General features: G+C 35.0%; 23 protein-coding genes. 12 read left to right on the top strand and 11 right to left on the bottom strand.

Annotation, left to right across the window (positions count from 1 at the left end):
- Positions 1 to 39 precede the first annotated feature (39 nt).
- From M4I44_RS17435 to M4I44_RS17405, 7 genes are all read left to right on the top strand, one after another.
- Positions 40 to 438, top strand: a complete 399-nt coding sequence (locus M4I44_RS17435) for a hypothetical protein (RefSeq protein WP_035746313.1) — start codon at positions 40 to 42, stop codon at positions 436 to 438.
- A 90-nt stretch (positions 439 to 528) separates the two neighbouring features.
- Positions 529 to 1,002: a TlpA family protein disulfide reductase gene (locus M4I44_RS17430; RefSeq protein WP_249965554.1), complete on the top strand. Its 474-nt coding sequence runs from the start codon at positions 529 to 531 to the stop codon at positions 1,000 to 1,002.
- A 3-nt stretch (positions 1,003 to 1,005) separates the two neighbouring features.
- Entirely contained in the window at positions 1,006 to 1,620 is a 615-nt protein-coding gene (locus tag M4I44_RS17425) for a thioredoxin family protein (protein ID WP_230000708.1), read from the top strand.
- Positions 1,621 to 1,925: 305 nt separating this feature from the next.
- Positions 1,926 to 3,311, top strand: a complete 1,386-nt coding sequence (locus M4I44_RS17420; RefSeq protein ID WP_249965553.1) for a hypothetical protein — start codon at positions 1,926 to 1,928, stop codon at positions 3,309 to 3,311.
- A 3-nt stretch (positions 3,312 to 3,314) separates the two neighbouring features.
- Positions 3,315 to 4,355: a hypothetical protein gene (locus tag M4I44_RS17415; RefSeq protein ID WP_249965552.1), complete on the top strand. Its 1,041-nt coding sequence runs from the start codon at positions 3,315 to 3,317 to the stop codon at positions 4,353 to 4,355.
- Between the two features lie 5 nt (positions 4,356 to 4,360).
- Positions 4,361 to 5,419 (top strand): hypothetical protein, encoded by a 1,059-nt coding sequence (locus M4I44_RS17410; RefSeq protein ID WP_249965551.1) that lies wholly within the window; start codon positions 4,361 to 4,363, stop codon positions 5,417 to 5,419.
- Between the two features lie 5 nt (positions 5,420 to 5,424).
- Positions 5,425 to 5,850, top strand: coding sequence for a hypothetical protein (locus tag M4I44_RS17405; protein WP_249965550.1), 426 nt, complete (start codon positions 5,425 to 5,427; stop codon positions 5,848 to 5,850).
- 152 nt (positions 5,851 to 6,002) lie between these two features.
- Here M4I44_RS17405 and M4I44_RS17400 read toward each other — a convergent pair whose 3' ends face one another.
- Together M4I44_RS17400 and M4I44_RS17395 are read right to left on the bottom strand one after the other, a co-directional pair.
- The gene (locus tag M4I44_RS17400) at positions 6,003 to 6,737 is read right to left on the bottom strand and encodes an AAA family ATPase (RefSeq protein ID WP_249965549.1); all 735 of its coding nucleotides are present in this window, start codon (positions 6,735 to 6,737) and stop codon (positions 6,003 to 6,005) included.
- A gap of 30 nt (positions 6,738 to 6,767) precedes the next feature.
- The gene (locus M4I44_RS17395; RefSeq protein ID WP_249965548.1) at positions 6,768 to 7,499 is read right to left on the bottom strand and encodes a YggS family pyridoxal phosphate-dependent enzyme; all 732 of its coding nucleotides are present in this window, start codon (positions 7,497 to 7,499) and stop codon (positions 6,768 to 6,770) included.
- A 182-nt stretch (positions 7,500 to 7,681) separates the two neighbouring features.
- Between M4I44_RS17395 and M4I44_RS17390 the strand changes: the two genes are divergently transcribed.
- Together M4I44_RS17390 and M4I44_RS17385 are read left to right on the top strand one after the other, a co-directional pair.
- Positions 7,682 to 7,915 carry a hypothetical protein gene (locus M4I44_RS17390; protein WP_017495648.1) on the top strand — a complete coding sequence of 78 codons (234 nt, stop codon included), beginning with the start codon at positions 7,682 to 7,684 and terminating at the stop codon, positions 7,913 to 7,915.
- Positions 7,916 to 7,952: 37 nt separating this feature from the next.
- Positions 7,953 to 8,216, top strand: a complete 264-nt coding sequence (locus M4I44_RS17385; RefSeq protein WP_249965547.1) for a DUF2024 family protein — start codon at positions 7,953 to 7,955, stop codon at positions 8,214 to 8,216.
- A 116-nt stretch (positions 8,217 to 8,332) separates the two neighbouring features.
- On the opposite strand, the gene M4I44_RS17380 is transcribed toward M4I44_RS17385, so the two are convergent.
- The 3 genes from M4I44_RS17380 to M4I44_RS17370 are packed head-to-tail and all read right to left on the bottom strand — an operon-like array spanning position 8,333 to position 10,425.
- Complete coding sequence (locus M4I44_RS17380; protein WP_017495650.1) at positions 8,333 to 8,626, bottom strand: DUF3861 domain-containing protein; 294 nt, start codon at positions 8,624 to 8,626, stop codon at positions 8,333 to 8,335.
- Positions 8,627 to 8,644: 18 nt separating this feature from the next.
- Complete coding sequence (locus M4I44_RS17375) at positions 8,645 to 9,379, bottom strand: LytTR family DNA-binding domain-containing protein (protein WP_249965546.1); 735 nt, start codon at positions 9,377 to 9,379, stop codon at positions 8,645 to 8,647.
- Entirely contained in the window at positions 9,376 to 10,425 is a 1,050-nt protein-coding gene (locus M4I44_RS17370; protein WP_249965545.1) for a sensor histidine kinase, read from the bottom strand. Before M4I44_RS17370 ends, M4I44_RS17375 begins: the two co-directional genes overlap by 4 nt.
- A gap of 267 nt (positions 10,426 to 10,692) precedes the next feature.
- On the opposite strand from M4I44_RS17370, the gene M4I44_RS17365 reads away from it, so the two are divergent.
- Genes M4I44_RS17365 through M4I44_RS17355 form a run of 3 tightly spaced genes read left to right on the top strand, consistent with a single transcriptional unit; the run spans position 10,693 to position 16,458 of the window.
- Positions 10,693 to 11,856, top strand: coding sequence for an efflux RND transporter periplasmic adaptor subunit (locus M4I44_RS17365; RefSeq protein ID WP_070908291.1), 1,164 nt, complete (start codon positions 10,693 to 10,695; stop codon positions 11,854 to 11,856).
- A 6-nt stretch (positions 11,857 to 11,862) separates the two neighbouring features.
- Positions 11,863 to 15,033, top strand: a complete 3,171-nt coding sequence (locus M4I44_RS17360; protein ID WP_249965544.1) for an efflux RND transporter permease subunit — start codon at positions 11,863 to 11,865, stop codon at positions 15,031 to 15,033.
- Positions 15,034 to 15,051: 18 nt separating this feature from the next.
- The gene (locus M4I44_RS17355) at positions 15,052 to 16,458 is read left to right on the top strand and encodes an efflux transporter outer membrane subunit (RefSeq protein ID WP_249965543.1); all 1,407 of its coding nucleotides are present in this window, start codon (positions 15,052 to 15,054) and stop codon (positions 16,456 to 16,458) included.
- A gap of 437 nt (positions 16,459 to 16,895) precedes the next feature.
- On the opposite strand, the gene M4I44_RS17350 is transcribed toward M4I44_RS17355, so the two are convergent.
- From M4I44_RS17350 to M4I44_RS17325, 6 genes are all read right to left on the bottom strand, one after another.
- Positions 16,896 to 17,438 carry a hypothetical protein gene (locus tag M4I44_RS17350; protein WP_249965542.1) on the bottom strand — a complete coding sequence of 181 codons (543 nt, stop codon included), beginning with the start codon at positions 17,436 to 17,438 and terminating at the stop codon, positions 16,896 to 16,898.
- The gene (locus M4I44_RS17345; protein WP_233431395.1) at positions 17,435 to 17,887 is read right to left on the bottom strand and encodes an IS1-like element transposase; all 453 of its coding nucleotides are present in this window, start codon (positions 17,885 to 17,887) and stop codon (positions 17,435 to 17,437) included. Before M4I44_RS17345 ends, M4I44_RS17350 begins: the two co-directional genes overlap by 4 nt.
- An 868-nt stretch (positions 17,888 to 18,755) precedes the next feature.
- Positions 18,756 to 19,067, bottom strand: a complete 312-nt coding sequence (locus M4I44_RS17340) for a hypothetical protein (protein WP_249965541.1) — start codon at positions 19,065 to 19,067, stop codon at positions 18,756 to 18,758.
- The gene (locus M4I44_RS17335) at positions 19,067 to 20,356 is read right to left on the bottom strand and encodes an RHS repeat domain-containing protein (protein WP_249965540.1); all 1,290 of its coding nucleotides are present in this window, start codon (positions 20,354 to 20,356) and stop codon (positions 19,067 to 19,069) included. Before M4I44_RS17335 ends, M4I44_RS17340 begins: the two co-directional genes overlap by 1 nt.
- A 649-nt stretch (positions 20,357 to 21,005) precedes the next feature.
- Positions 21,006 to 21,578 carry a hypothetical protein gene (locus M4I44_RS17330; RefSeq protein ID WP_249965539.1) on the bottom strand — a complete coding sequence of 191 codons (573 nt, stop codon included), beginning with the start codon at positions 21,576 to 21,578 and terminating at the stop codon, positions 21,006 to 21,008.
- On the bottom strand, positions 21,562 to 25,119 hold the full coding sequence (locus M4I44_RS17325; protein ID WP_249965538.1) for a DUF6443 domain-containing protein: 3,558 nt from the start codon (positions 25,117 to 25,119) through the stop codon (positions 21,562 to 21,564). The genes M4I44_RS17330 and M4I44_RS17325 overlap by 17 nt, the downstream gene beginning before the upstream one ends.
- Positions 25,120 to 25,229: the final 110 nt, after the last annotated feature.

Here is a 25,229-nt window from a genome sequence, read left to right as displayed (position 1 = left end):
GATTGCTGTTTAGAATAAAACAATTAAATGATATAAACGATGAAAAAGCTATTGTTATTTTTTGTGTTGTTGTTTCAAATGGCTGTAACAACAGGATACAGTCAAAGTACAGATCCTTCCTCTAAAAAAATTGTCGGAACCTGGTACGCCGATGCCAATCGAAATACAAGGTGGGTTTTTACTACAGACGGAAAAGTTTTCAATTACGACAAAAACACGTTTAAAGTAATGTACCGATACACTATTTCAAACAGCTGCCAGAATAATTCAGATGATACACTCGAATTTGTAACGTTGATGGATAAGGATGGGGATGAATATTGTTTTAGAATAAACGCTATAAATGAGAACAAGAATGGCGTTTTATCGATGACGAATATGAGTAATATGGAAGCACTCTTGTTTGTTAACGACATCAACATTGTAATAACAAATTAAATTTATTTCGCATTAAACTTTTATTAACAAAAAGCAAATTGGCATTCGTTTATATTTGTAAGGCAAAAACTAAAAATAGCACGAAGAGATATGAAAATCAATGTATTAAGAATTTTTGTTGTATTTGCTTTCTCCGTAAGCGGTTATAGTCAGAATGTAAAGCTGTTAAACATCGATCAGCTGAACGAAAGAATTAAGAACGGCAAAGACAGTACTTATGTTGTTAATTTCTGGGCTACCTGGTGCGCACCCTGTATTAAAGAGTTGCCTCATTTTGAAAAGTTAAAGGCGGATCATCAATCAGATAAATTAGCGGTTTTATTGGTAAGTGTCGATTTTAAATCTAAGTTAAATTCAGCTGTAGTTCCGTTTGTGAAAAGAAAAAACCTGAAAAATGAAGTTTTTCTGTTAAACGAAAGCAATCCGCAGGAATATATAGACCGCATTGATAAAGACTGGTCGGGAAGCATTCCGGCAACCTTATTTATTAAAGAGGATAAAAGAAAATTTATTGAATCTGAATTTACCTACGAACAATTATTAACTGAATATAAAAAACTGTAAATTATGAATAAGTTTATTACTGCTGTGACTCTGTTTTTGTTTAATCTGCTGCTTTCTCAGGCTCAGAGTACAACCCTTAAAGCCGGCGAAACGGCCCCGGATTTTAAATTGAAAAACGTAGACGGAAAAGAAGTTTCTTTTGCCAGTTTTCCAAAAGCAAAAGGATACATCGTTGTTTTTACCTGTAATACGTGCCCTTATGCGGTAGCGTACGAGCAAAGAATAATTGAATTGGATAAAAAGTTCAAAGCCCAAGGTTATCCGGTAATTGCCATTAATCCAAATGATCCTGAAGCTTCTAAGGCGGATTCTTTTGATAAAATGCAGGAATTGGCAAAAGATAAAAAGTATCCGTTTCCTTATTTATTTGATGCCGGACAAAAAGTTACCGATCAGTATGGTGCGAAACGTACACCACATCTTTTTATCGTTTCTAAAACTGATAAAGGAAATGTGGTAGAATATGTTGGAGCAATTGACAGCGATCCGGAAGGAACTAAAACCGAAAAAACAAAGTATGCTGAAGAGGTGATCGCAGCATTAAAAAGCAATAAAAAACCTGCCGTTACACAAACCAAAGAAATCGGCTGTACGGTAAAAAGAAAAGCGAAAGCTTAAATTTTTGAAGAATAATAACGATCTTAAAAAGATTAATATCCTGCTCCGCTGGAGCTGTTTCTTCTGAAAAAGATTATAATTTATACAGATTTCTTAAAAAAGGCTGAAATGATAAAGTTTCAGCCTTTTTTGCGTGATATTTTAAAGTATTATTTCAGCTATTTGGCTGTTGTTGTTGAATTATAAATGATTTGTCAATTTTATTAGTCATATACAAAAATGACTTTTACAATATTTTTTTGTAGGATTTATATTTAATAATATAGAAAATAGTGATATCTTTAGATTCATAAAAATACAATATCTTGTCCGTAAAGTATCATAAAATTGCTTGTTTACTATTTTTATTCCTACAAACGGGTTTTGTATTGGGGCAGGACATAAGTATGCCGGGAATTCCACAGATTTCGAAACCGGAGCAGCAACAAATTAAAAGTTACGGTACTACTACAATTGTCCCAACTACTAAAGTCGCGAATCAAATTCTAACTAGAGCTTATTGTTCGGGAGATCAAAACAGACAGCAACAACAAACCCAGAATTTAATAAATGAGGCTGATCGAGATATTAAACTACAGCAGATAAGAGAACGTCGGGCTAAGGCTGAAGCCGATCAAATACCATCAAGACCAAATTTTAACCTTCCTTCCTTTTCTAAGAATCCGGGAACAGAATATTATAGAAATGTCTATGAAAAAATGTTAACCTTAAATGTTGAAGCATACTCTATAAAAGATGTGAATTTTGATATTGAAAATGCTTATTTTGATAATAAAAAAGATAGAACTGAATTCGATAAGATTATAAAACAGACAGGTAAATTTTTAATCTCTAAGATGAAAGAATTGAATTACGATACCAATAGTAATACAGCAAAAAACTTCATGCTGTTTCAATACTTTTCTGAAACAATGCAACTTAAAGGGAGTAATATAAAGCACCAATCCTTGAAATATGATTTTGATGATTATCGAGGTGCTAAAGACTGGTCAAAAATGTTTGTTACAAAACTCATCAATACGGGTAAAGGACAATGCCATTCTATGCCACTACTTTATCTTACAATAGCGGAAGAAATTGGTGCAGAAGCTTATTTGGCAGTTTGTCCTGAACACAGCTATATAAGATTTCAAGATGACAGAAAAGGTAAATGGTTTAATATCGAACTAACTAACGGAATGTTTTCTACCACTTCTTTTATCTTAAATTCAGGATATATTAAAGCGGAGGCTATGCAGAATAAAATATACATGCAGAACCATTCTAAAAAAGAGCTATTGTCCCGCTTTTATAGTGACCTTGCCAACGGATATATTCATAAATTCGGATATGATGAGTTTGTTGCGCAAGCTATTGATAAGGCATTAGAGCTCTATCCTAACAATATATCAGCACAGATGATCAAATCAAATTATCTTACTGAACGTCTTGCTTACGCGTTGCACGTATTAAAGATAAATCCAAATAATAAAGAAGAGTTACAAAAAATCTCCCAATTTCCCGAAGTTGTTGCTCTCTTAAAAAATCGAAATTTACAATATAAAGCAATAGATGATTTGGGCTACGAGCAAATGCCAGCGGGTGCTTACGAAAAATGGTTGGGTTCACTTAAGGAGGAGAAAAACAAACAAGACAATGAAACATTTAAAAAGCAATTCAAAGGTCTGGTTATTAAAAAAACAAAAGACTAAACAATGCTAAAAAAGATATTACTTTTAATATTACTAATTTCAAAATTAGGTTCATCAGCTCAAAATCAAGAGAAATTATTTGAGGAAAGCTATATTCTGCTTAACAGTATGACTATTGATGAGAGTAATTATAGCTTTAAAAAAGCGGTTTTTTCTGTTGAGAATGCTTATATGGATGGTAAATTAGATACCGTTTTCGTAAATAATCAAATCAAATTTTTAACCTCTTTATCTAAATCGTTAATTAAAAATAGGTTTTTAGCATATCTTAACAAAGATAAACCAACAGTAAATAAATGGGCTTCGGTTTACCAAATTATGTGTGATACAATACCCATAGAATATAATGACAAAATCTACAAATATGAACCTTTTGGCTATGATTTTAATGATATTTTTGGACACAATACAAAAGAAAATCTTTTTGTTTCAAAGCTATTAGAAACTCGCAAAGGGAATTGTCATTCGTTACCTTATTTATACAAGATTTTATCTGAAGAATTGGGAGTAGAAGCTAATCTTGCACTTGCCCCTAATCACATCTATATTAAGCACAGAAGCATAAAAGATGGCTGGTATAATACAGAACTCACAAGTGGAATCTTTCCAATTGATGCATGGATAATGGCATCGGGGTTTGTGCATGTTGACGCAATTACCAATGGAGTTTATATGAAAGCACTGAATAACAAAGAAAGTATTGCATTGGTTTTAATTGATTTAGCCAGTAATTATCAAAATAAGTTTTCAAAAAATGACGGAGTTTTTATTTTAAAATGTTGTGAAGCCGCTATAAAAGCTTATCCGAATTTTGCCACGGCATTAATTTTAAGAGCCGAAACTCATAAAACCCAAATTGAAAAAGAATCTAACAAAGAAAAGCATGATCTATTATTTAAAAATTTGGAAAAAGAATATGCATACATTCATGAAATAGGCTATCGGAATATGCCTGAAAATATGTACCTGAATTGGTTAGTCTCATTGAAAAATGAGCGAAATAAATATGAGAACAAAAAATTAAATACCTTTAGCAAACAATAGAATTTATGAAAAAGCTTTATTACTTATTGATTTTCATTTTTACTGTTAGCGTAGTATCCGCACAGGAAAAATTATCTAAAGAAGAAAAAGAACGCAGAGAGAAGAACATCCAATCGGCAAATCCATTTGCAAAATATGGCTACAAAGCAAAGGTAGCCACTTTGAGTAATGGAAAATATTTAGAAGTTCATGATCTTGATAGTATTGTTACCATCGGGACAATTCGATTTAATGTAGGCAAACAACAGATTGTTGATGATATCAAAATTGACACTTTAAATATTGATGCGCAACCTATTGGCGACATTGCCGGAAGATGGATTTCTATGGATCCTCTTAGTGAGGAATTTACCAATTGGTCTCCATATACATTTGTAAATAATAATCCGTTAAAGTTTAATGATCCAACAGGAATGGCTCCCTCAGATGTAATAATCACTGGAACACAAAGTGCAGCTGCTTTACAAGAATTGCAAAAATCTGTTCAAGGGCAATTAAATTTAGTAATGGATCAAAATGGAAAAGTTTCTTATACACAGGTTGGAAGTGGAAATTTGAGTGTAGATGCACAAAAATTGACCAATGCAATTAACGATCATTCAGTAACAGTTAATGTTGCCGCAGAGAATACTAAGTTTACAACAACTGGACAACTTTATATTGGTGGTGCTTTTATGGGTAATACTGTAACACCTTCGGCTAATGGTAATACTGTTACAGCTAATCAAGAAATAAATCCAGCTGTTCTTGGAGCAATGAGTACGTACTATAATAAACCAGGAGCAGATACTCTACACGAGGTTACCGAGGCATATCAAGGGGCGGTAATGTCCAAAGCATCGGGTGTATCTTCAGGTGTTAGTGGACAACCTAGTTCGGTATATCCACAAGCACATAATGCCGCTGCACCTCAGTCAGGACCAGTTAATCAAGTTGTATATGACGGGAATAATAATGTAGTTAATCAAAATGCAAATGGTTCATATCCACCTACAGCAGTCAGAGCAGAATTTACAGTACAACAGGGGAATAGGCCCGCAACAGTAATACAAACAATTCCGTAAAAACTATGAAAAATATTGCACATCTATTTTTACTTGTTTTTTTTATTTCCTGCGCCAAGTCGACTTTGCGCCAAGATGGGAATAGAATTAAATTAAATACTTATATGGTATATAAAATTGATAAAGAGAATGATTATTATTTGATTTATGCAAAGAAGAAAGATTCATTATATAAGATTGTATCAAAGAATGAATCTCCAATTTCGGATTGCAATAAAATTAAAATAAACAATTATTACGATTTTAAATTGCATTCAAGAAGAGAAAATTCACCCACAATTGGCGGAATAAAACTAAATCCTGTAAATTATTTAGACATACAATGTTATACTTATGATAAGGATACAAAAATATGTATTGATATTAAAAATGGAATTTTTGATTTATATTATGCTGATAATATAAAAGGATTATGCTTTATAAAAAATTAAGTGTCCTCGCTTTATAAAATGTTCAGCAGATATATAATCATGTTGCTTTGCTGGAACATTTTCAAAAAACAGGAGTAGTTTCTTCTGAAAAAGATTTTAATTTAGATAAAAAAAATAGGGCTAACTCATTTTTGAGATGGCCCTGTTTTTTTTTAGGATAGTATCTCCGTTAGTTTCTGTTGTTCCTGAAATTCCAGTTCGGAAATAATTTGCTTTTTCATTGTGGTATGAATGTAGTCTTTGGCTTCAGCATAAGAAATAGCATACTTGCGTTTAATTTCCTGAAGATGAACCGGAAAATCAGCAAGTAGTTTATCATAATAGGCATTCAGTTGTGTATTATCGGGCATTTCAAATTTTAATTTGATTTGAAATCTTCTCAGCAAAGCCGTATCAATACTTTCGTAATAATTGGTCGCACAAATAAGTAAACTTTCCGCCGGAAGATAATCAATCAGTTGAATGATCGTATTTACCAGACGTTTCATTTCAGCAACATCTTTGTCCTGACTGTCACGGCTTTTACCAATCTGATCAAATTCGTCGAGAAATAAAACCGCTTTTTCACGAATCGCTTTATCAAACAGCACTTTTACATTTTTAGAGGTTTCGCCAATTTTAGCATCGATTAAAGTGCTGAGATTCACAATCACAATGTTCTTGTTTAAAGCGTTGGCGATGGCTTTTGCAGTAGTGGTTTTGCCACAGCCGGAATGCCCGTGCAGTAGTATTTTGTTATCTACTTTGAGATTGTACTTTTTTAATTCTTCGATGTATTTATGTTCTTTTATCGTCTGAATTAATACCGTTTTACTCTCTGTGCTAAAAAGTAAATCTTCAAGTGCTACTTTTTCAGTATCGTTTACAACAAGTTCGTGCAGATTCATTTGTGATTTTATTTGGTGCAAAATTAGACTTTATTCTGCAATATTTTCGTTCCAGATTTCTTTTCCTAAAAAGCGGTTTCCAAAAATTGAAGTTCCAATTCGGATGAGATTCGAACCTTCGGCAATAGCCAGTTCTAAGTCCTGTGACATTCCCATTGAAAGTTGTAAATTATTGATCCCTTCAATTTCAGTTGCGTAAATTTCATCTCTTGTTTTTCGAAGCAAACGCAATGACGGACGCATTTTTTCTTTTTCGACATCCAGCAATCCAATAGTCATTAGTCCTTTGATCTTAAGAGTTTCGTAACGTTTTATCTTTTGAAGAAATGAAAGTACTTCTGTCGGAGGCAACCCGAATTTACTTTCTTCAAATGAGGTGTTTACTTGTATAAAAACCTCCAGTGTTCGTCCTTCTTTTTGCAATTGCCTGTCCAATTCATTGGCCAAACTCAGTCTGTCGAGAGATTGAATACAAGTGACGTACTTAAGAACGTCTTTGACTTTATTGGTTTGAAGATGGCCAATAAAATGGCGTTCGATTTTTAAATCTTTTAGTGCCGAATTTTTATCACGGAGTTCCTGCATTTTATTTTCGCCAATGAGTGTCTCTCCGGCATCGATCGCAATTTGAATGTCTGCTGCAGAAACGGTTTTAGTCGCCAGTAATAGTTTCACATCTGATACATTTCTGCCGGAACTTTTACAGGCATTCTCCATGCGTTGATGAACCTGTTTTAAATTGAAAATAATATCTTCTTTCATGAGGCAAAATTACCAGTAAACAGACGCACTTAAAAGATCCAGTTTTTAGTATAAGTAATAGTCCAGATTGGAGGTAAACTGGACCAGATTAGGACTATAAATGAAAAAACTGGATTATTTAGCAGATCCTGAATCGAAGTAATTTTGTACAGACAATAAAGTCAAATTTAAAACAAATTAAAATGAGTAAATCAATTTTTTATCATGCCGGCTGTCCGGTTTGTATTAGTGCAGAACAGGATATTTTAAGTTTAATTAATTCTACTGAGGTTGAAGTTGTCGATCTGGGTGTCGATAAATTCAGAATTGCAGAGGCTCAAAAAGCAGGATTGCAATCGGTTCCGGCTTTGGTAACGCCAAACGGAAATGTGCTTCATATTAATTTTGGTGCTTCTATAGCAGATGTAATTGGATAGATTCACTGTGAGAGGTGAAATGTAAAATGTAAATCGTATGAAGATAGCAGTGTGGGATACCTATGTAACCCGAAAAGACGGAACAGTAATGCATTTTGATATTCTGGTTGACGAACGTACTGTTGATGAAAACCAGATTTTTGAATATGGCAAAAGGTATCTTAAAACAGTAGCACAGGAAGGGCAACCGCTGACCTCAAAAGAATGCAAATTTTGTCATATTGACAAGGCTCTTGAGACTGTGCAAAGTCAGATTCTTAAACAGGGATTTTCGATTATCGAAATGGAGAACTGTAATTAACTGATTCTTTAGTTTTGTATAAAAAAGGCTGAAACGTTGTTGTTTCAGCCTTTTTTATAGATACAGAGCCTATGTTTCTAGGTGTTAAAATGAATTACGTAGAGAGCAGCTTATAATTATAAACTTTTTAATTTTTTCATGAAAACCGGAAAGACTTCATTTAATTCTTCAAAAAGAGGGTTGTTGCGGTGTTTCAGTTTTATTTCGCTGAACAATTTGAGACCAAGTGCAAATTGGGTGGCTTCGTGTGGATTTTCAAACAGGTTTTTAGCCTTTATTTTTTCGATGATATCAAATATTTCATCATGATTGTCGAATTCTATTCCAAGTTCTTTTGCAGGTTCCGTTTCGCCGTTTGCGTATTCTTTTAAGCTTAAAGTCAGGTAATATTTGTTTGATCTTTTTTGCATGATATTATTTTTTAAATTTTATTTCAACCATTTGTCTACAATGGTTTTAAAGGTTTCTTTGTATTGTTCACCAACCGTGATCTCGGTTTTATTAATGAATATTGAATTTTTACTGATGGAGTTTATTTTGTCCAGTGCAACAATAAAGGAGCGGTTGATTCGCATAAATTTTAGGGAGGGTAGTTTTTCTTCGAGCGCTTTTAAAGAAATCAAAGACATTAACCCTTTTGGAGAATTTTCAAGATGTACTTTCACATAATCTTTGAGACTTTCGATATACAATATGTCTTTTAATGAAATTCGAACCCACTGGTATTCTACTTTCAGAAAAATAAAATCATCATCAGCTGCTGTAATGGACTGAAATTGACCGGAGGCCTCTTCTGTTAATTGTAAAACTTTGCCGGCAGCTCTTAAAAACTCTTCATAACTAAAGGGTTTTAAAAGATAATCAACGGCGTTGACCCGATAGCCTTCAATAGCATAATGATTATAGGCTGTAGTGAAAATTATTTTCGGTAATGTTCCCTGCTGTTCCTGTAAAAGGCGGGCAAGTTCCATACCGCTTAAATTCGGCATATTGATGTCCAGAAAAATAATGTCGGGTTGTTGTTCCCGTATCAGACTCATAGCTTCAATAGCATTATCGCAACTTTGAACCAACTGTAAAAAGGGAGTTTGTTCTATAAAAGTTTCCACCAATTTTAAGGCTAGCGGTTCGTCGTCTACTGCGATACATTTTAATACAATCATTGTTCTAAAGTTATTTGCAGGTTTACTTTATATTTTCCGTTTGGATCAATACCGGCCGTTAAACTGTGTTTGTCAGGATAGATGAGGTGTAATCGGCGTTTGGTATTGGTTAAACCAATTCCGCCTTGTTCTGTTGGAGCTGTTTTTTCGAAAAAAGTGTTTTCTACCTCAAATTCAAGAAGAGTTCCGTTTTGTTTCAGCGCAAAATGAATCTCACTTTTGTCTGTAGCATGCACACCATGTTTAAAGGCATTTTCGACTAAAGGCAGTAAAAGCATCGGTACAATCGGATAATCCTGAATTTTTTCCGGAATATCACCGGTAATGGTCAGTTTACTGTTGGCACGTAGCTTCATTAAAGCGATAAAGTCCTTCATAAAAGCCACCTCTTTCAATAAAGTTGTTCTTTCGCCTTCAGTACTGTAAAGCAGGTATCGCATCATTCGGCTTAAAGTATGAAGCGCATTACGGGAATCTTCAATATTGGTGTACGTAAGGGAGTAAATGCTGTTAAGCGAATTAAAAAAGAAATGCGGATTGATTTGTGCTTTCAGCATGGCGAGTTCGGTCATCGTTTTGTCCTGCTCCAGTTTTTGTTTATGTTGAGCAGCTCTTTGCCAATGCAGCAACATGGCATAACTGGTACTGATGGCTAAAACCAGTAAGGTGAGGCTAAAAATATAATTGTCGAAATAGGTGTTTCGGTATCGTTTGAATCGGATAAGCGCAGCCAGTTTGTTATGTAAATCGGTGTTGAGGTTGTAAAAATAGGATGCCAGCTGCATGATGAAAATAATCAATAGAATCCATAACAAGAAAGGGCCAATTTTGTCTTTAATGATGGTTTTTGGAACAATTACCTTGGCATTATAGTAAAAAATCGCAAGCATGAAAAGCAAAACAATGGTTTGCCAAATCCAGAATATATGGGGAAGTGCTATATTCCAGGTAAGCGGAATATAAAACAGCTGCATATATCCTAATAATACCCAGGCCAGGATGTGTAATCCGGTAGACATAAACGGTTTAAAAAAAATGGGTGTCATTGTAAGTTGTGATTTTAAGGACAATATTACATTTTATTTGAACAGTATATAAAACCAATCGCTCAAAATAGATTTACAACCCGTAAAAACCATTTTAGAGTCGACGAGGCTATTACAAAAATACTTATTTATCAGGGAACATCTTCCATCGGTTCTCATCTAATCTTTATCGATTGCAGGGGGCTTTTCGTCTATTGTAAAAATTTTGTGTGTTCTATTTCAGTTCTTTTGTTCCTTAATAAATAGATAATCACACAATCCATAAAAATGAAGAAGCAATCTTTTTTTAGTATTCTAGCAGCATCTATTATCATCACTTCGTGTGGAAACAAAAATGATAAAGCGGCTCAGGCTGGAGGTGCACCACAAGTTAAAGAATATAAAACGCTGACTTTAGAACCTAAATCGGCAACTTTATATACAGATTATCCCGCCAGTATTCAGGGACAGCAAAATATAGAAATTCGTCCGAGGGTAGAAGGGTATATTGATAAGATTTTTGTTGATGAAGGCGCCGTGGTTAGAGCCGGACAGCCTTTGTTTAAAATTAGTGCTCCGGAATATGAGCAGGAAGTTCGCACAGCCGCTGCAAGTATCAAAAGTGCTCAGGCTAATTTAAGCGCGGCTAAACTGGCAGTCAATAAAGTAAAGCCGTTGGTCGAAAAAGGAATCATCAGTAAATACGATTTAGAATCGGCGCAATATACTTATGAATCAGCTTTGGCAACACTGGCGCAGGCCAATGCTAGTCTGGTAAATGCCAAGACAAACTTGGGATATACAACAGTAACCAGTCCTGTTGACGGTGTCGTGGGCTCGATTCCGTTTCGTTTGGGAAGTTTAGTGAGTTCTAATACCGCAGATCCTTTAACGACGGTTTCAAGCATCGGAAATGTGTACGCTTATTTTGCAGTGAATGAAAAAAAACTTCTAAGTTTTACTCAGAATACAGATTCCGGAATTGCACTGGCAGAAAAAATTAAAAAGATGCCTGCTGTTTCTCTGCTTCTTTCAGATGGTACAGCTTACGGTGAAAAAGGACGTATTGAAACCGTAAACGGATTAATCAATACCGAGACGGGTTCCGTTACTTTCAGAGCACGTTTCCCCAATACCAAAAGTATTATCAGAAGCGGAAACAGTACTACAGTGCGAATTCCAAACGAAGTGAATCAAGCGATTATTGTTCCTCAAAGCGCCACTTTTGAACTTCAGGATAAATTATTTACCGTAGTAGTTGGAAAAGACGGGAAAACTAAAAATGCCAATATTACGGTTTTAGAAAATACTGCAGGAAATTATTATGTCGTAAAAAGCGGTTTGCAAAGCGGCGACCAAATTGTTCTGGAAGGTGTGGCAGCACTTAAAGACGGAACAGAAATTAAAGCTCAGAATCAAAGTGCAGAAACGGTTTACGCAGATTTAAAATAAAAAGAAATGTTTAAAATATTCATACAACGACCGGTACTATCTACGGTAATATCGGTTATTATCGTAATCCTGGGGATACTGGGACTGGCCGCGCTTCCTATTGCGCAATATCCGGACATCGCACCACCAACCGTGAATGTAGCAGCAAGTTACACCGGAGCGAATGCAGATGTGGTCCTGAAAAGTATCGTAATTCCGCTTGAAGAGCAAATCAACGGTGTAGAAAACATGACCTATATGACTTCTACGGCGACTAATGATGGTAATGCCTCTATAAAAATTTTCTTTAAAGTAGGAACCGATCCTGATTTAGCTGCGGTAAACGTACAAAACAGGGTCTCCAGAGCTACCAGTTTATTGCCGGTTGAGGTAACTCAGGCGGGGGTAACCGTAACCAAAAGTCAGAGTAGTAACTTGTTGATTTTCTCTTTGTACAGTGATGATAAAGCCTACGATCAGACATTTCTTCAAAATTATGCTAAGATCAACTTAGTACCGCAAATTCAGCGTGTAGTGGGAGTAGGAGATGTTACCGTTTTTGGTTCGAGGGATTATTCGATGCGTATCTGGCTGAAACCAGATGTAATGCAGCAGTATAAATTGATTCCGAGTGATGTTTCGGCTGCTTTGGCAGAACAAAATATTGAAGCGGCACCGGGAAAATTTGGTGAAAACGGAGATCAGGCTTTTCAATATGTAATCAAATACAAAGGGCGTTTAACAAGCGCAAAAGAATTTGAAGAGATTGTCATTAAATCGGCCGGAAACGGACAGTTATTGCGTTTGAAAGATGTGGCGAAAGTAGAATTAGGTTCTTTAAGTTATTCTTCGACCAGTACCACAAACGGACGCCCGTCTGTAGGTATTGCAATTAGTCAGACTCCCGGTTCGAATGCACGTGATGTCATTAATAATTCTAAAAAATTGATTGACGAAGCCGTAAAAACGTTTCCAAAAGGCATAAAGTATACCGTATTAATCAATGTCAATGAAAATCTGGATGCTTCAATTGAAAAGGTAATTCACACTTTGGTAGAAGCTTTTATTCTGGTTTTTATTGTAGTATTTATTTTCCTTCAGGATTTCCGCTCGACTTTAATTCCGGCGATTGCGGTTCCTGTTGCGATTGTTGGAACGTTCTTCTTCCTGAATTTATTCGGCTTTACCATTAACCTGCTGACGCTATTTGCGATGGTTTTGGCCATTGGAATTGTGGTCGATGATGCGATTGTAGTCGTCGAGGCGGTACATGCCAAACTCGACAATGGGTACAAATCGGCTAAGAAAGCTACTATTCATGCGATGAATGAGATTTCGGGAGCGATCATTTCGATCACACTGGTCATGGCGGCGGTATTTATTCCGGTAACTTTTATCACAGGTTCGACCGGGGTTTTCTATAAGCAATTCGGAATTACATTGGCGGTTGCGATTATTCTGTCGGCCGTGAACGCACTTACTTTGAGTCCGGCGTTGTGTGCTTTGCTTTTAAAACCACATGCTGACGATCACAAACATCAAAGTTTTATTCAGAGATTTTATACCTCATTTAACGTTGCGTTTGACAATGTAACCGAAAAATACAAACGTTCAGTTCAGTTCCTTTCCATCAAAAAATGGATTGCACTGGGATCCATACTTTTTGCTGCGGGAGCTTTGTTCTATATGATGAAAACGACACCGTCAGCTTTCGTTCCGGCGGAAGATCAGGGTGTAGTTTTTGCCAATATCAGTTTGCCGCCTTCGGCTTCTATGGAACGTTCTGACGTTGTAGCGAAAAAGGTCGATAGTATAGCGCACACCATTCCGGGTGTCGAAAATACCCTTCGTATCGTGGGTCAGAACTTTACAGCAGGTGCGGGTAGTGCCTATAGTATGGTAATTGTGAGATTGAAAAGTTGGGAAGATCGTGAGCTGAGTGTCGATGATGTAATTGGTCAGCTGTTTGCTAAAACGAGCGGAATTCGTGAAGCCAATATCTTCTTTATTTCCCCGCCAACGATTCAGGGATTTGGACAAAGTGGTGGATTTGAATTTCAGTTACAGGACAAAGGAGGTCACAGTACAGCAGAATTTTATAAAGTAAACAATGAATTTCTGGCCAAGCTTTCGGCACGTCCGGAAATACAATATGCGACCACACCTTTTAATCCAGGTTTCCCTCAATACATGATGGATATTAATCTGGCAAAAGCAAAAGATGCAGGAGTTTCAGTCAATACTATTTTATCAACCATGCAAGGTTATTATGGTGGATTGTACGCTTCCAATTTTAATAAATTCGGTAAGCAATATCGTGTGATGATTCAGGCTTCTCCGGAGTTTAGAACCAATACCGAAGGTTTGAACAAGATCTTTGTCCGCAACAGCGCCGGAACCATGGCGCCTATTACCGAGTTCGTAAAAATGACCAGGGTATTCGGACCGGAATCTATCTCAAGATTTAACCTGTTTACTTCTATTTCAATCACAGGAGCACCAAAACCGGGGTATAGTTCCGGAGATGCTATTAAAGCGATTCAGGAAGTAGCGGCAGAGAGTCTCCCTGCAGGTTATGGTTATGAATTTTCGGGATTAACGCGTGAAGAATTAGCATCAGGAAGTGAGACGATCTTTATTTTTGTATTGTGTCTGGTGTTTGTTTATTTCCTGCTAAGTGCACAATACGAGAGTTATATCCTGCCTTTTGCTGTACTGTTTTCAATTCCGTTTGGATTGGCAGGAGCCTATTTGTTCTCGATTATTTTCAAGTTGAACAGTAACATTTATTTACAGATTTCTTTAATCATGTTAATTGGGTTATTGGCCAAGAACGGGATTTTGATTGTCGAATTTGCACTCGAAAGACGCCGAAAGGGACTGCCAATTGTGCAGGCGGCTATTGAAGGAGCGGTAGCACGTTTCCGTCCGATTTTGATGACCTCTTTTGCTTTTATTTTAGGACTTGTTCCTTTAATGTTTGCTTCGGGCGCAGGTGCTGTTGGAAATAAATCGATTGGAACGGGTGCTGTTGGAGGAATGTTGATCGGTACCATTTTAGGAGTATTTGTAATTCCGGTATTGTTCATCATTTTCCAGACATTGCAAGAGCGTGTGAGTGGTCCGCCAAAAGAAAATTATGATGATGAAGGTGACGATGAAGAGGAAGTGCAATTGATAGAAACTCACAAAGAGTAGTAATTTAATTTTAAAAAAATGACTCATAGTTCTAATAAATATATTCTTGTGGTAGTGGCAGCCACGCTGCTGAGTTCGTGCTCGATTACCAAGAAATACGAACGCCCGTCGGCTATTTCGACCGAAAAGTTGTATCGCGATCAAAATGCTACCGATTCGACTACTATGGCAAGTATGCCATGGCAAACTGTTTTTAAAGATGAGAAACTGAATGCTTTAATTCAAAAAGGATTAGATCAGAATCTCAATTTAAAGAATGCGATCGAAAATATAGTGCAGTCGAGAGCTACTTTGCGTCAGGCAAAATTGGCTTATTATCCAACGCTGAATTTTGATGCGAGTGCTACACATAACAAACAATCAAAGGCGGGACTGAATTTTCCCCCGGGAATTAATATCAATACACTGACAACAACCTATAAGTTAGGGGTAAGTACTTCCTGGGAACTTGATATTTGGGGAAAATTGAGCAGTTCAAAAAGAGCGGCTTTAGCTGCCTATCTTGCTACAGATGCTGCAAAACAAGCCATTCAGACACAATTGATCGCTGATATTGCGAATAATTACTTTTTGTTGTTAGCGTATGACAAACAATTAGAAATTACCAAAGCGACTTTAGAAAGCCGTATTAAAAATGTGGAAACGATTAAAGCTTTAAAAGAAGGTGCAATAGTGACCGGAGCAGCAGTGGTGCAGAGTGAAGCCAATCAACATGCAGCCGAGGTATTGATTCCGGATTTAAAACGAAGTATTCGTGAAACGGAGAATGCTCTTAATATTTTGTTGGGACAAGCTCCGGGCACTATTGAAAGAGGGACATTGGGGAACCAGACCGTTCCGGAAAATCTTGCTGTAGGTATGCCGGCGCAATTGCTGGAAAACCGTCCGGATGTTCGTCAGGCCGAGTTTAATTTCCGCACTGCGTTTGAAAGTACCAATATGGCTAAAACGTATTTTTATCCAAGTTTAACGCTTACCGCAAGTGGCGGATTCTCTAACCTGCAACTAACGGATTTCTTTACCAATTCTGTTTTTTATTCTTTGATAGGAGGCTTAACACAGCCTATTTTCAATCAGGGACTGAATAAAGCAAGATTAACGACAGCACAATCCAAACAAGTTCAGGCACTGAATGACTTTCAGCAAAGTCTTTTAGTAGCAGGGCAGGAGGTATCAAATGCTTTGTATGCTTATGAAATGGCCGTTGAAAAAGAAGATTCAAGACAAAAACAAATTGAAGCCCTTGAAAAAGCAGTCGATTATACACAACAGCTTTTAGAGTACAGCTCGGCAACCAATTATACCGATGTATTAACTTCGGAGCAAAATTTATTGGCAGCGCAATTAAGCGGGATCACTGATAATTTGCAAAAATTGCAAGCCGTGGTCGATTTGTATCGCGCCTTAGGTGGCGGATGGAAATAGTTTTCGCGGCTTCTATTATTTTAAATTTTGAAACGAAAAGCGCCTCAGAGTATTGAGGCGCTTTTTTTGATTATTTTTTCTTAACTACTTACTGAATATGTGATTAATGTTCTGTCAAAATATTCTTGAATCCAAGCAATAAAGAATAAGGTCTTCAGCATCTAATTCTGATAAATTTACTGTTCCACCTTCTTTGTCTCTCGCTGTTCAGGAGTTGCTGTTTACTTCTATACCTAACTTGAAATACTAAGTTAAAAGCATTTTAAGGCTTATTAAAAGACAAAAAACGAAAGAGACGACCAACCAGTCGTCTCTTTTTCTATTCAAGAATTAATAAGTTATATTCTTTTTCAGTTTGTTACATCTTTATTTTACAAAAACACCTAATCTGTAACATTGCCAACATTCATTTAATAATGTTAGATTACCAACTGAGATTATTTAAGTAATATATCTCTACTGATTAAATAGTAGTATCCATTATAGTTATCTTCTTGTATTTGATAACCATTTAAATAGAAATAGTATTGGATTGTAAAAAAGTCATCTTTGCTTAATTTAGTAATATTCAAAATTTTCTTTTGGTTAAAATCCTTAGTATATTTTAAATAAAAAGAACCAAAACCTTGTTCATATTCTTTTTTTATACTTTTACTAAGGACAAAAAATTCATAATAAATATTTTTAAAATCTTCTTTAGTAATTTCAATTTTATGATTCAGAACTGCATCTAAGAAATCTCTGAAAGACCCAAACGACTTTTTAAATTTTAATTCATATAAATAATTTAAAAAATCGGCATTGGTTTTTATTATTTCTTGATTTTTTACTAAAATAAATAGATTAGTTTGTCCATAAACTGACGGCATTTCATATTTTGCTTTTGATAATTTATCAATATCATCAGTATCTATAATTATATGTTTCTTTTTGCATGAAAAGAAACAACTAAATATTAAAACATAAATTATTATTCTCATCGTTTAAATTTATTATTTGGTGGGTTTTTAAGTTTTTCTGGATCTATCAAAATGCCACCATATTCAATTCTTATTTTAATATACACCAACCAGATATAATTTTTATTGTGTCGGATATAAGTATACAGTTCATCTACTTCATAAGTTTTATCTTTGCTTATAACTGGTTTGGTAATACTTCTGGAAATTGATATAATCCTTTTTAATAATGTTGTGGTGGATATTTTCAATATTCTTGCCGTGCTTCTTATTCCTAAGCCCTCTTTTGTGAACTGAATGATACTTTCATTAATATCATCTTTGTATGCTTGATAACTATAACTTTCAACTTTAGTTTTCTTGCAAAGTTTGCAAATATATCTTTGATTATCAGACTTTGTTTTCCCATATTTTATCATGTTTTTAATTTCACCAACACATCTGCAACACCAAGTCGGGTTTGAAGTCATTTCTTTCGATTTAAAGCATTATAAAATAAAAAAACAACCCGAAAGTTATTTTAATTTTAACGCGATATTACTATAAATGCTTGATAATCTGTAAATGTTAGAGAAAATTATTAACTACCAACACATCTGTAACACCTAGTCTGGTTTGAAGCCATTTCTTTCGATTTAAAGCATTATAAAATAAAAAAACAACCCGAAGGTTGTTTTAATTTTAATGCGATATTACTATAAATGCTTGATAATCTGTAAATGTTAGAGGGAATTATTAACTACCAACACATCTGATACATTACCAATTTTGAAGCACTACCAAAGACAGAAGAAGAAAGAGACAACTAAGAGGTCGTCTCTTTCTTCTTCAAAAAATTAAATTTTTATATTCTCTTTCAGGGAGTTAAATTGTTAAGATGTAAAAACACTTAATGTGATACACTATCCAGCAGAAAGAATCAAATTTTACACAAAAATCTTAAGTAATAGTAATATCAATCCTAGTATTACGAGAATATGCCATTTTTTTTTAAAAGATCCGAAAATCTCCTTGTTTTTAGATAACTTTATAATTATACCAGCTATTATAAGTCCTACAGGTGCTATGTAGCTATTTATATCTTGAAAATTCATTTTTTTTTTTTATTATAATGTTTTTAGAAAAAAAACAATTGATGTTATCGACAATCCAATAATCATAAGCCAATTTTTAAAAGTTTTAAAACTCGTATCTGGTTTATAATTTAATGTATCAGTATCTCTTCCCTCTAACCACCATTTGTGTATTCTATAATATCCATATGCTGCTATAGTAATTTAAGGGTGCACTTTTGCACCCTTAACTTTATTTCCAATTTTCGTTAGTATATCCACTTTACTATTCAACCTCCTTTATTCTATTCATAAAAGGAAATGACACACTATACTCAATTAGAACAAAATCACCAATCTTATAATTATCATCATAACTAGGATTATTATATTCCTTTCCATTAATATGAAATTCATAATAAAAATTAGAAGCATTTGTTAAATAACCTCTCCTCAGAAAATTTTTTTTATTAATAATTTTCCCTGTTATTGTTTTGGTAGAAACAAAATTTAATAATGGTCTATAAATTAGTACATTCTTATTTAAAAAAATTAGTACTAAAAAAATCAACAATAAAAGTATTTTTTTCTTTTTCATTAGTTTGTATTTTTTTTAATTCCATCGACTGTATTTTTCACAAGCCCATTTGTTGTATTTTCGAGGCTTTTATTTGTAATATTTTTCGTGCCATTAGCTAGTTGTTTAGAGACACCTTTTAGATCAGTTTTTTTAGCAACTTCCCTTGCAGCCCTTGAGCTTAAACCCGTAACTTTCTGTACTAACGCTGACGCTTTATTGGTACTATTCACAGTTACTTTTGCAGCTATTTTATCCAATTTCGCGGTTTTAACTAAATTTCCTACTTTCTTAGCTGCTGCGCCAGCTGCTGCATCTATAAGTGTATTCTTAATCACTTTTCCAGGATTTAATTCAACAGAAGCCCCTGTAGTTGAATTAACTTCAACAAGATTTTTGGTTACCATTATCCCCCCTTTTATAACACCTTTCCTTAAAGCACTCCCTCCTTGCGTTAATGCCCCTTCTGCGGCTGACAGAGCGATTGAAGATAATGAAATATTATCTGTCCATTTATTCTTCACACTGGGATCAAGATAATTTGCGGCTACTTGAGTTCCATAATCAACTGCAGCACCTACAATAGCACCCACAATACAAGTCGGACACCTTCCATCCGGATCATCAAAACTTATAGGATTATTATAACCATATCCGTAAGGATTTAAATTATCAGTGTTAAAGATTCCACCACCGACTTCAGCATTATTAATAATGGACATGTACACTTCATCATCATCATCATCATCAGTATCAACATCATCAAAATTATGGGCAAATTTTAAATCATTTAATAATGGATCATACTGTGACCAACGTCCAATGTCAGGCATATAATTTCTCCACCCATAATCGTACATCCCAAGCCCCAACTCGTCTTGCAATTCCTTTCCATTGTACTTATACTTATTCTCCACACCCGTTTTAACAGTATTATATCCTTCCTGTTTTAATCCAAACGGATAATAATTGTTCTCTTCTTTAATGGCCAGTGTTTTATCATAACTCAAACGAACATTACCCAAGTGATCTTTGTACTGGTAAATGTATTTATAAGAACTTCCTATAGACTCTACATAGCCTTCCGCTGTTGGGAAAAACTTTAAAAGAGTACCCTCATATTGATAACCTCCCAGATAATCTGTTACCACAGCCGTTGTACCGGTACGATTTACAATTTTTTGTAGTTTTTGCCCCGCAGCGTTGTAAATGTACACAATATTACCAGTGGTTGCAAAGCTTATTTGTGTGGGTAAATTTAAATGGTTGTAGGTAATGGCTGTGATGTTTTTATTAGCATCTGAGATCATATTTCCGTTAAGATCATAGGTATAATTATCGCCTGTACTACTTGTTTCTGTAAAACCCAGATTTTTGAGACTGGAGTCGGTTACTCTTAAAAGCTGATTGCTTTTATTGTCATTGCTGTAATTGTAGGCTAGATTATCAATGAGCTGAAAATTTACATCATCACTAACTTTGAAACACTATGTCGCATTTTTACTAATTTTAGCTCATTTAAGGCAATATTAAAACAAAAAAGATGAGCATTACTGCTCATCTTTAAATTATTTATTTTTAAAATTTATTCAATTTCAAAAGGTTAGAATTTCAAAATCTCATATTACTAACTTTGAAACACTACCAAAGGAATACAGGAAAGCTGTGCAATGAACATTCTTGCACTTGAAAGAAAGTATAATAATTCTATTTAAACAAATTCAGAGAACTTTCAAAATCTGGAATTAAGTAAGTATGTGAAAGAAAATCTAGCAGACATTCTGCTTCGTGGGGAAAAAGTAAATGATTATGTTTCAAAACGATTTAAACAAAAAAAGAAAAAGAGACTTTATAATGGTATTTAAAATAATTAAGGGTGCAAAATTGCACCCTTAATTATTTTATAGTTTTTTGTTAGCCCGTAAATTAATTCAATTATTTATTTAATAAAAATAAATATCAATTCATAAGTTTATCTCTTTTGTAAACAAAATATCTAGGAAAATTATCCCCTTTTATTATTTGATAACCATTAAGATAAAAATAATATGAAATAGTTCTGATTTCATCTAAAGAAGTGCCTTTTTCAATTTTCAAATAATTAGAATTTTCTTTTGAAATATCATTATCCGTGTATCTATTAAAAAAGTCATTAAAACCTAATTGTTTATATTCTTTTTCAACAATACTATTTATTTTGAAAGACTTATAGGGAATTCGCTCAAAGGATTTTTTTCTAATTTTAATTTTTTCATTTAATACTTTTGACAAGAACTCTCTATAACTACTGTATTCCTTTTGATAATGTTTATTATAAACATAATTTAAATAGTCAGCATTCGTTATGATTACTTCCCCATTATCAGCTAAGAGAAAAAGACTCAAAGCTCCATATTTGGAAGGTACTATATAACTTCCTTTGGCAAATTTATTAATATCAATCTCTGATATTATCTCTTTCTTTTCTGTACAAGAAAAAAAGATAGTATAACTAAAATAATTGTAAATATTTTTTTCATTTTTCTTCTTCAAATCGGTTATTTGGTGGATTTTTTAATACTTTAGGTTTAATAGGTTTTCCATAATTTGGTCTTTCCTTTACTTTTAATAGTTTCCTCATAAGATTTTCAAAGAAAACAGCTCTAATTTCAACAGGATCTTTTTCATCCTCACCATCTTTTTCGTCAGCTCTATTACCAATGTCACGATCATATTGATGTCTCATTTCGTGAACGACTGCTGCATCATCATCATCAGGCGCTCCTTCATCTTTTTCATAATCTGCATCATCTTCCTTAGAAAAATTATAGGATGTACGACTTCCTGTACTCGAATCATCATTTGGTATTCCATAGTCCGTAACCACACTTTTAGCTCCTTCTTCCACATAATGATGAAGTTTACTTTTTTCAAGTCTATGCAAAACCCCTTTTAATTTAGAATCGTTAGATTTTTCAATTTTTCTATAAGTCGTAAGAACTTTGTACATCGTAGGACTTACACTTTCTTTTCCTGGATCATATCTTTTTCCCGTTGCAGTATCATAAAAATTCCCTTTACTATATTTAAAATTTCTAGTTTGATCCCCTTTTGTTACAACAAAAATAATATCATTCCCATCAGGATCAACATTTGTCATAGGATTATTAGCAACATAATTGTAAGGACTCAAATTAATGTATTTTTCTCCTTTAGGATCTATATTCATCCATCGACCAAGCGCAGGGTCATAATTCCTTGCTCCATAATCATACATGTTAAGCCCCAGCTCGTCTTGAAGCTCCTTTCCATTGTACTTATACTTATTCTCGACACCAACTTTAACTGGATTATACCCATTATGTTTTAACCCAAACGGATAATAATTATTTTCTTCTTTAATGGCAAGTGTTTTGTCATAGCTTAAACGAATGTTTCCCAAATGATCTTTGTATTGGTAAATGTATTGGTAAGAACTTCCTGAAGGTTCTATATATCCTTCTGCTGTTGGGAAGAACTTTAAAACATTATTGTCGTATTGATAACCGCCTAGATAATCTGTTGTTATATCAATTTTTCCTGTTTCGTTTACAATTTTCTGTAGTTTTTGTCCCGTAGCGTTGTAAATGTACACAATATTTCCAGTGGTGGCAAAGGTAATTTTTGTAGGTAAATTTAAGTGGTTGTACGTAATAGCTGTGATGTTTTTATTGGCATCAGAAATCATATTCCCGTTAAGATCGTAGGCATAATCGTCACCTGCGTTAGTCCCGTCTGTAAAACCTAGATTTTTAAGACTGGAATCGGTCACTTTCATCAGTTGGTTGGCGGTGTTGTTATTGGCATACGTATATACCAAAGCGTCAATAGCTGTGGCACTCTCACTGCTTCCATTACGACTAAGCCCCATAATATTTCCATTTTTATCATACGACAAAGTTTCATTATAGGCATTGGTAGTTACTGCTGCTTTTTGGAAAATTCCTTCTTTTAGCCTGTTCAGGTTATCGTATTTGTAGCCATAAGAGCGTACAATTCCGTTATCAGAATTAGTGGCCCAGGATGTTTCAGAAATGTTACCATTGTACAAAGCTTTTACTCCTGAGATTCCTGAATTTATATTATCGTAATTGATCTTAAAAGCAAATAAATCTTTCGGTACTTCTGGTTTTGCCAAGGAAGTAACGTCGTTAATACCGATAAGCCAGCCTCTGATGTTGTAGCTATAATCTATTTTTTGAGTATTGTTCCCTACTTTTTTAGTGATCAATTGCCCCAGTTCATCATAAGTATTATCCACAATAGTTTCTACAGGACCATTGTTGATTTGATGGGTCTGAGTCAGTAAACGATCCTGAGGTGAGTAAGTAAAAACTTCTTTTGTGGTAAGTTCTCCATCGGAAGCTGCTCTTTTGTGTCGGGTGATGCTGTATTTCAATTGCCCTGAAAAATGGTCAAGACTGTTGTCGGTATAGGTGTAACCTCCCAAATAGTTTTGCATATAGATGCGAACCGGTCTTGCCTTTGGGTCGTAAAATGTCGTAGCGGTTTCACCAGCTGTACTGGCACTTGTAGTGAGTACTCTGGTCCAGCTTCCCGTAGCCAATCCTTTGGTATTGGATAGAAGGGGTTGATTTTCAATACTTGAAGGCATTGTCGGAGCATTAGGATAGGTGTAGCCATCGTAATAATTAACGGTAAGCAGTTTGAATGAGGTAGGTGCTACTGTATTACTGTAATAAACCGTTATACCATCGATCGTTCCGGAACTTTGTTTCTTTTCATATAAAACACCAGCAATATTTTGAGCGTCCTGTAATAATTTTCGGCTTGCCGAAGTGGAAGTCTGGTTGTTCCAGCCTGTATATACTGGTCGGCTAAAAGCATCGTATTTGGTAATGAGCCAGCCTTCAGAATTGATATCAGAAAAAGGAGAACGGGCAGGTCCTGTAGCAACAGGTCTGTCAAGTTTGTCGTATACAATGAATTCCCATTGTTTACCCGGTAGTTTTTTCTCTACCAGTCTGTTGCGGTTGTCGTATTTGTACTGGTAACACAATTGATCCAAAACACTCTGAGTTCCGTCACTGATAATGGCGCTGAAGGTACTTCCTGCCTGAGCATGAAATCCAGAAAGCAAGGTTATCGAATTTGAGGCGGTCAAATTCAGAGTATTTCCAGGTAACACTACTGCTGTAGAGGTTAAATTTGCAGTTGTATTGGTTGTAGTACCAATAAGGTCTGCCGCTTTTGGCGGAATGACATAGGTTAGGTTACCGTAATCATCATAAACATAATAAGTATCATGAGGGTTTCCGGAGTCGTAAGTTCTTTTCAGAATGATTTGTCCTTCTTTGTTTTTAAATTCTACGGTAGAACCGGCACTTTCGGTTGGGTTGGCACCAGAATTCTCATCGTAGGTTATGGTTTTATAAAGTTCTCCCTGCGCATAGTTGCCTGTGATAGAAAAACTAATCTCGTACAATCCTAAAGCCGCTTGCCAGTTAGTATTGGCTTTTAAAACTTTAACGGCGTCTGCAGGAGTATTGGCTTTGTACTCGATTTTGATTTCGTTACCATTCCCCATCTTCCAGGAGGCTCCCGGAGTGGCTTGTTTTTGAACACGGTTTAAAGGAGAGAATTCAAACTCTTTTTCCGAAAAAGGATTGGCGGTGTACTGATACTCTTTTTTATTGTAAAACAACGCTGCCTCACTTATGGCTACATCAGGATCAATTTTTGGATGATTATTGGTTAAATTAACAACAGTATAGGGCAGGTACTCTTTGATTTGCCTGCCAAAGGTATCATACTTCATTGGAGTTACAATATTCTGTCCGTCTGCCCCTTGACCAATGGCAATGGTCTGTATCGGACGGCCTAATCCGTCAAAATAGGTAATATTTTGAGTGATATCGTTTTTGGTGAGGGTACCATAGTTGGCCTCACTCACTGCTTTTTTAGGCGCAGCAGTTGAGACAAAGTTGTCCGGACTGAAAGTTTGGGCCTTAAGCCCCGAACTTGTCGCTAACAAGAGAACAACTATAGGAATGTATTTTTTGATGAAAATACAAGTTATGTTTTGAGAATTCATACTTCTTTATGGTTTTTTATTACAGACTTAGTATTACTATAAACAGGCATTCGATGGGCCACTTTTATTTTAATACCATTGGTGTAAAACAGTTTTCGAATGTTTGACAC

The organism is Flavobacterium sp. B183 (assembly GCF_023539155.1).
GTDB lineage: Bacteria > Bacteroidota > Bacteroidia > Flavobacteriales > Flavobacteriaceae > Flavobacterium > Flavobacterium tructae.
Note: the sequence above shows the minus strand (reverse complement) of the source record. Positions and strands in the feature narration are given on the sequence as shown.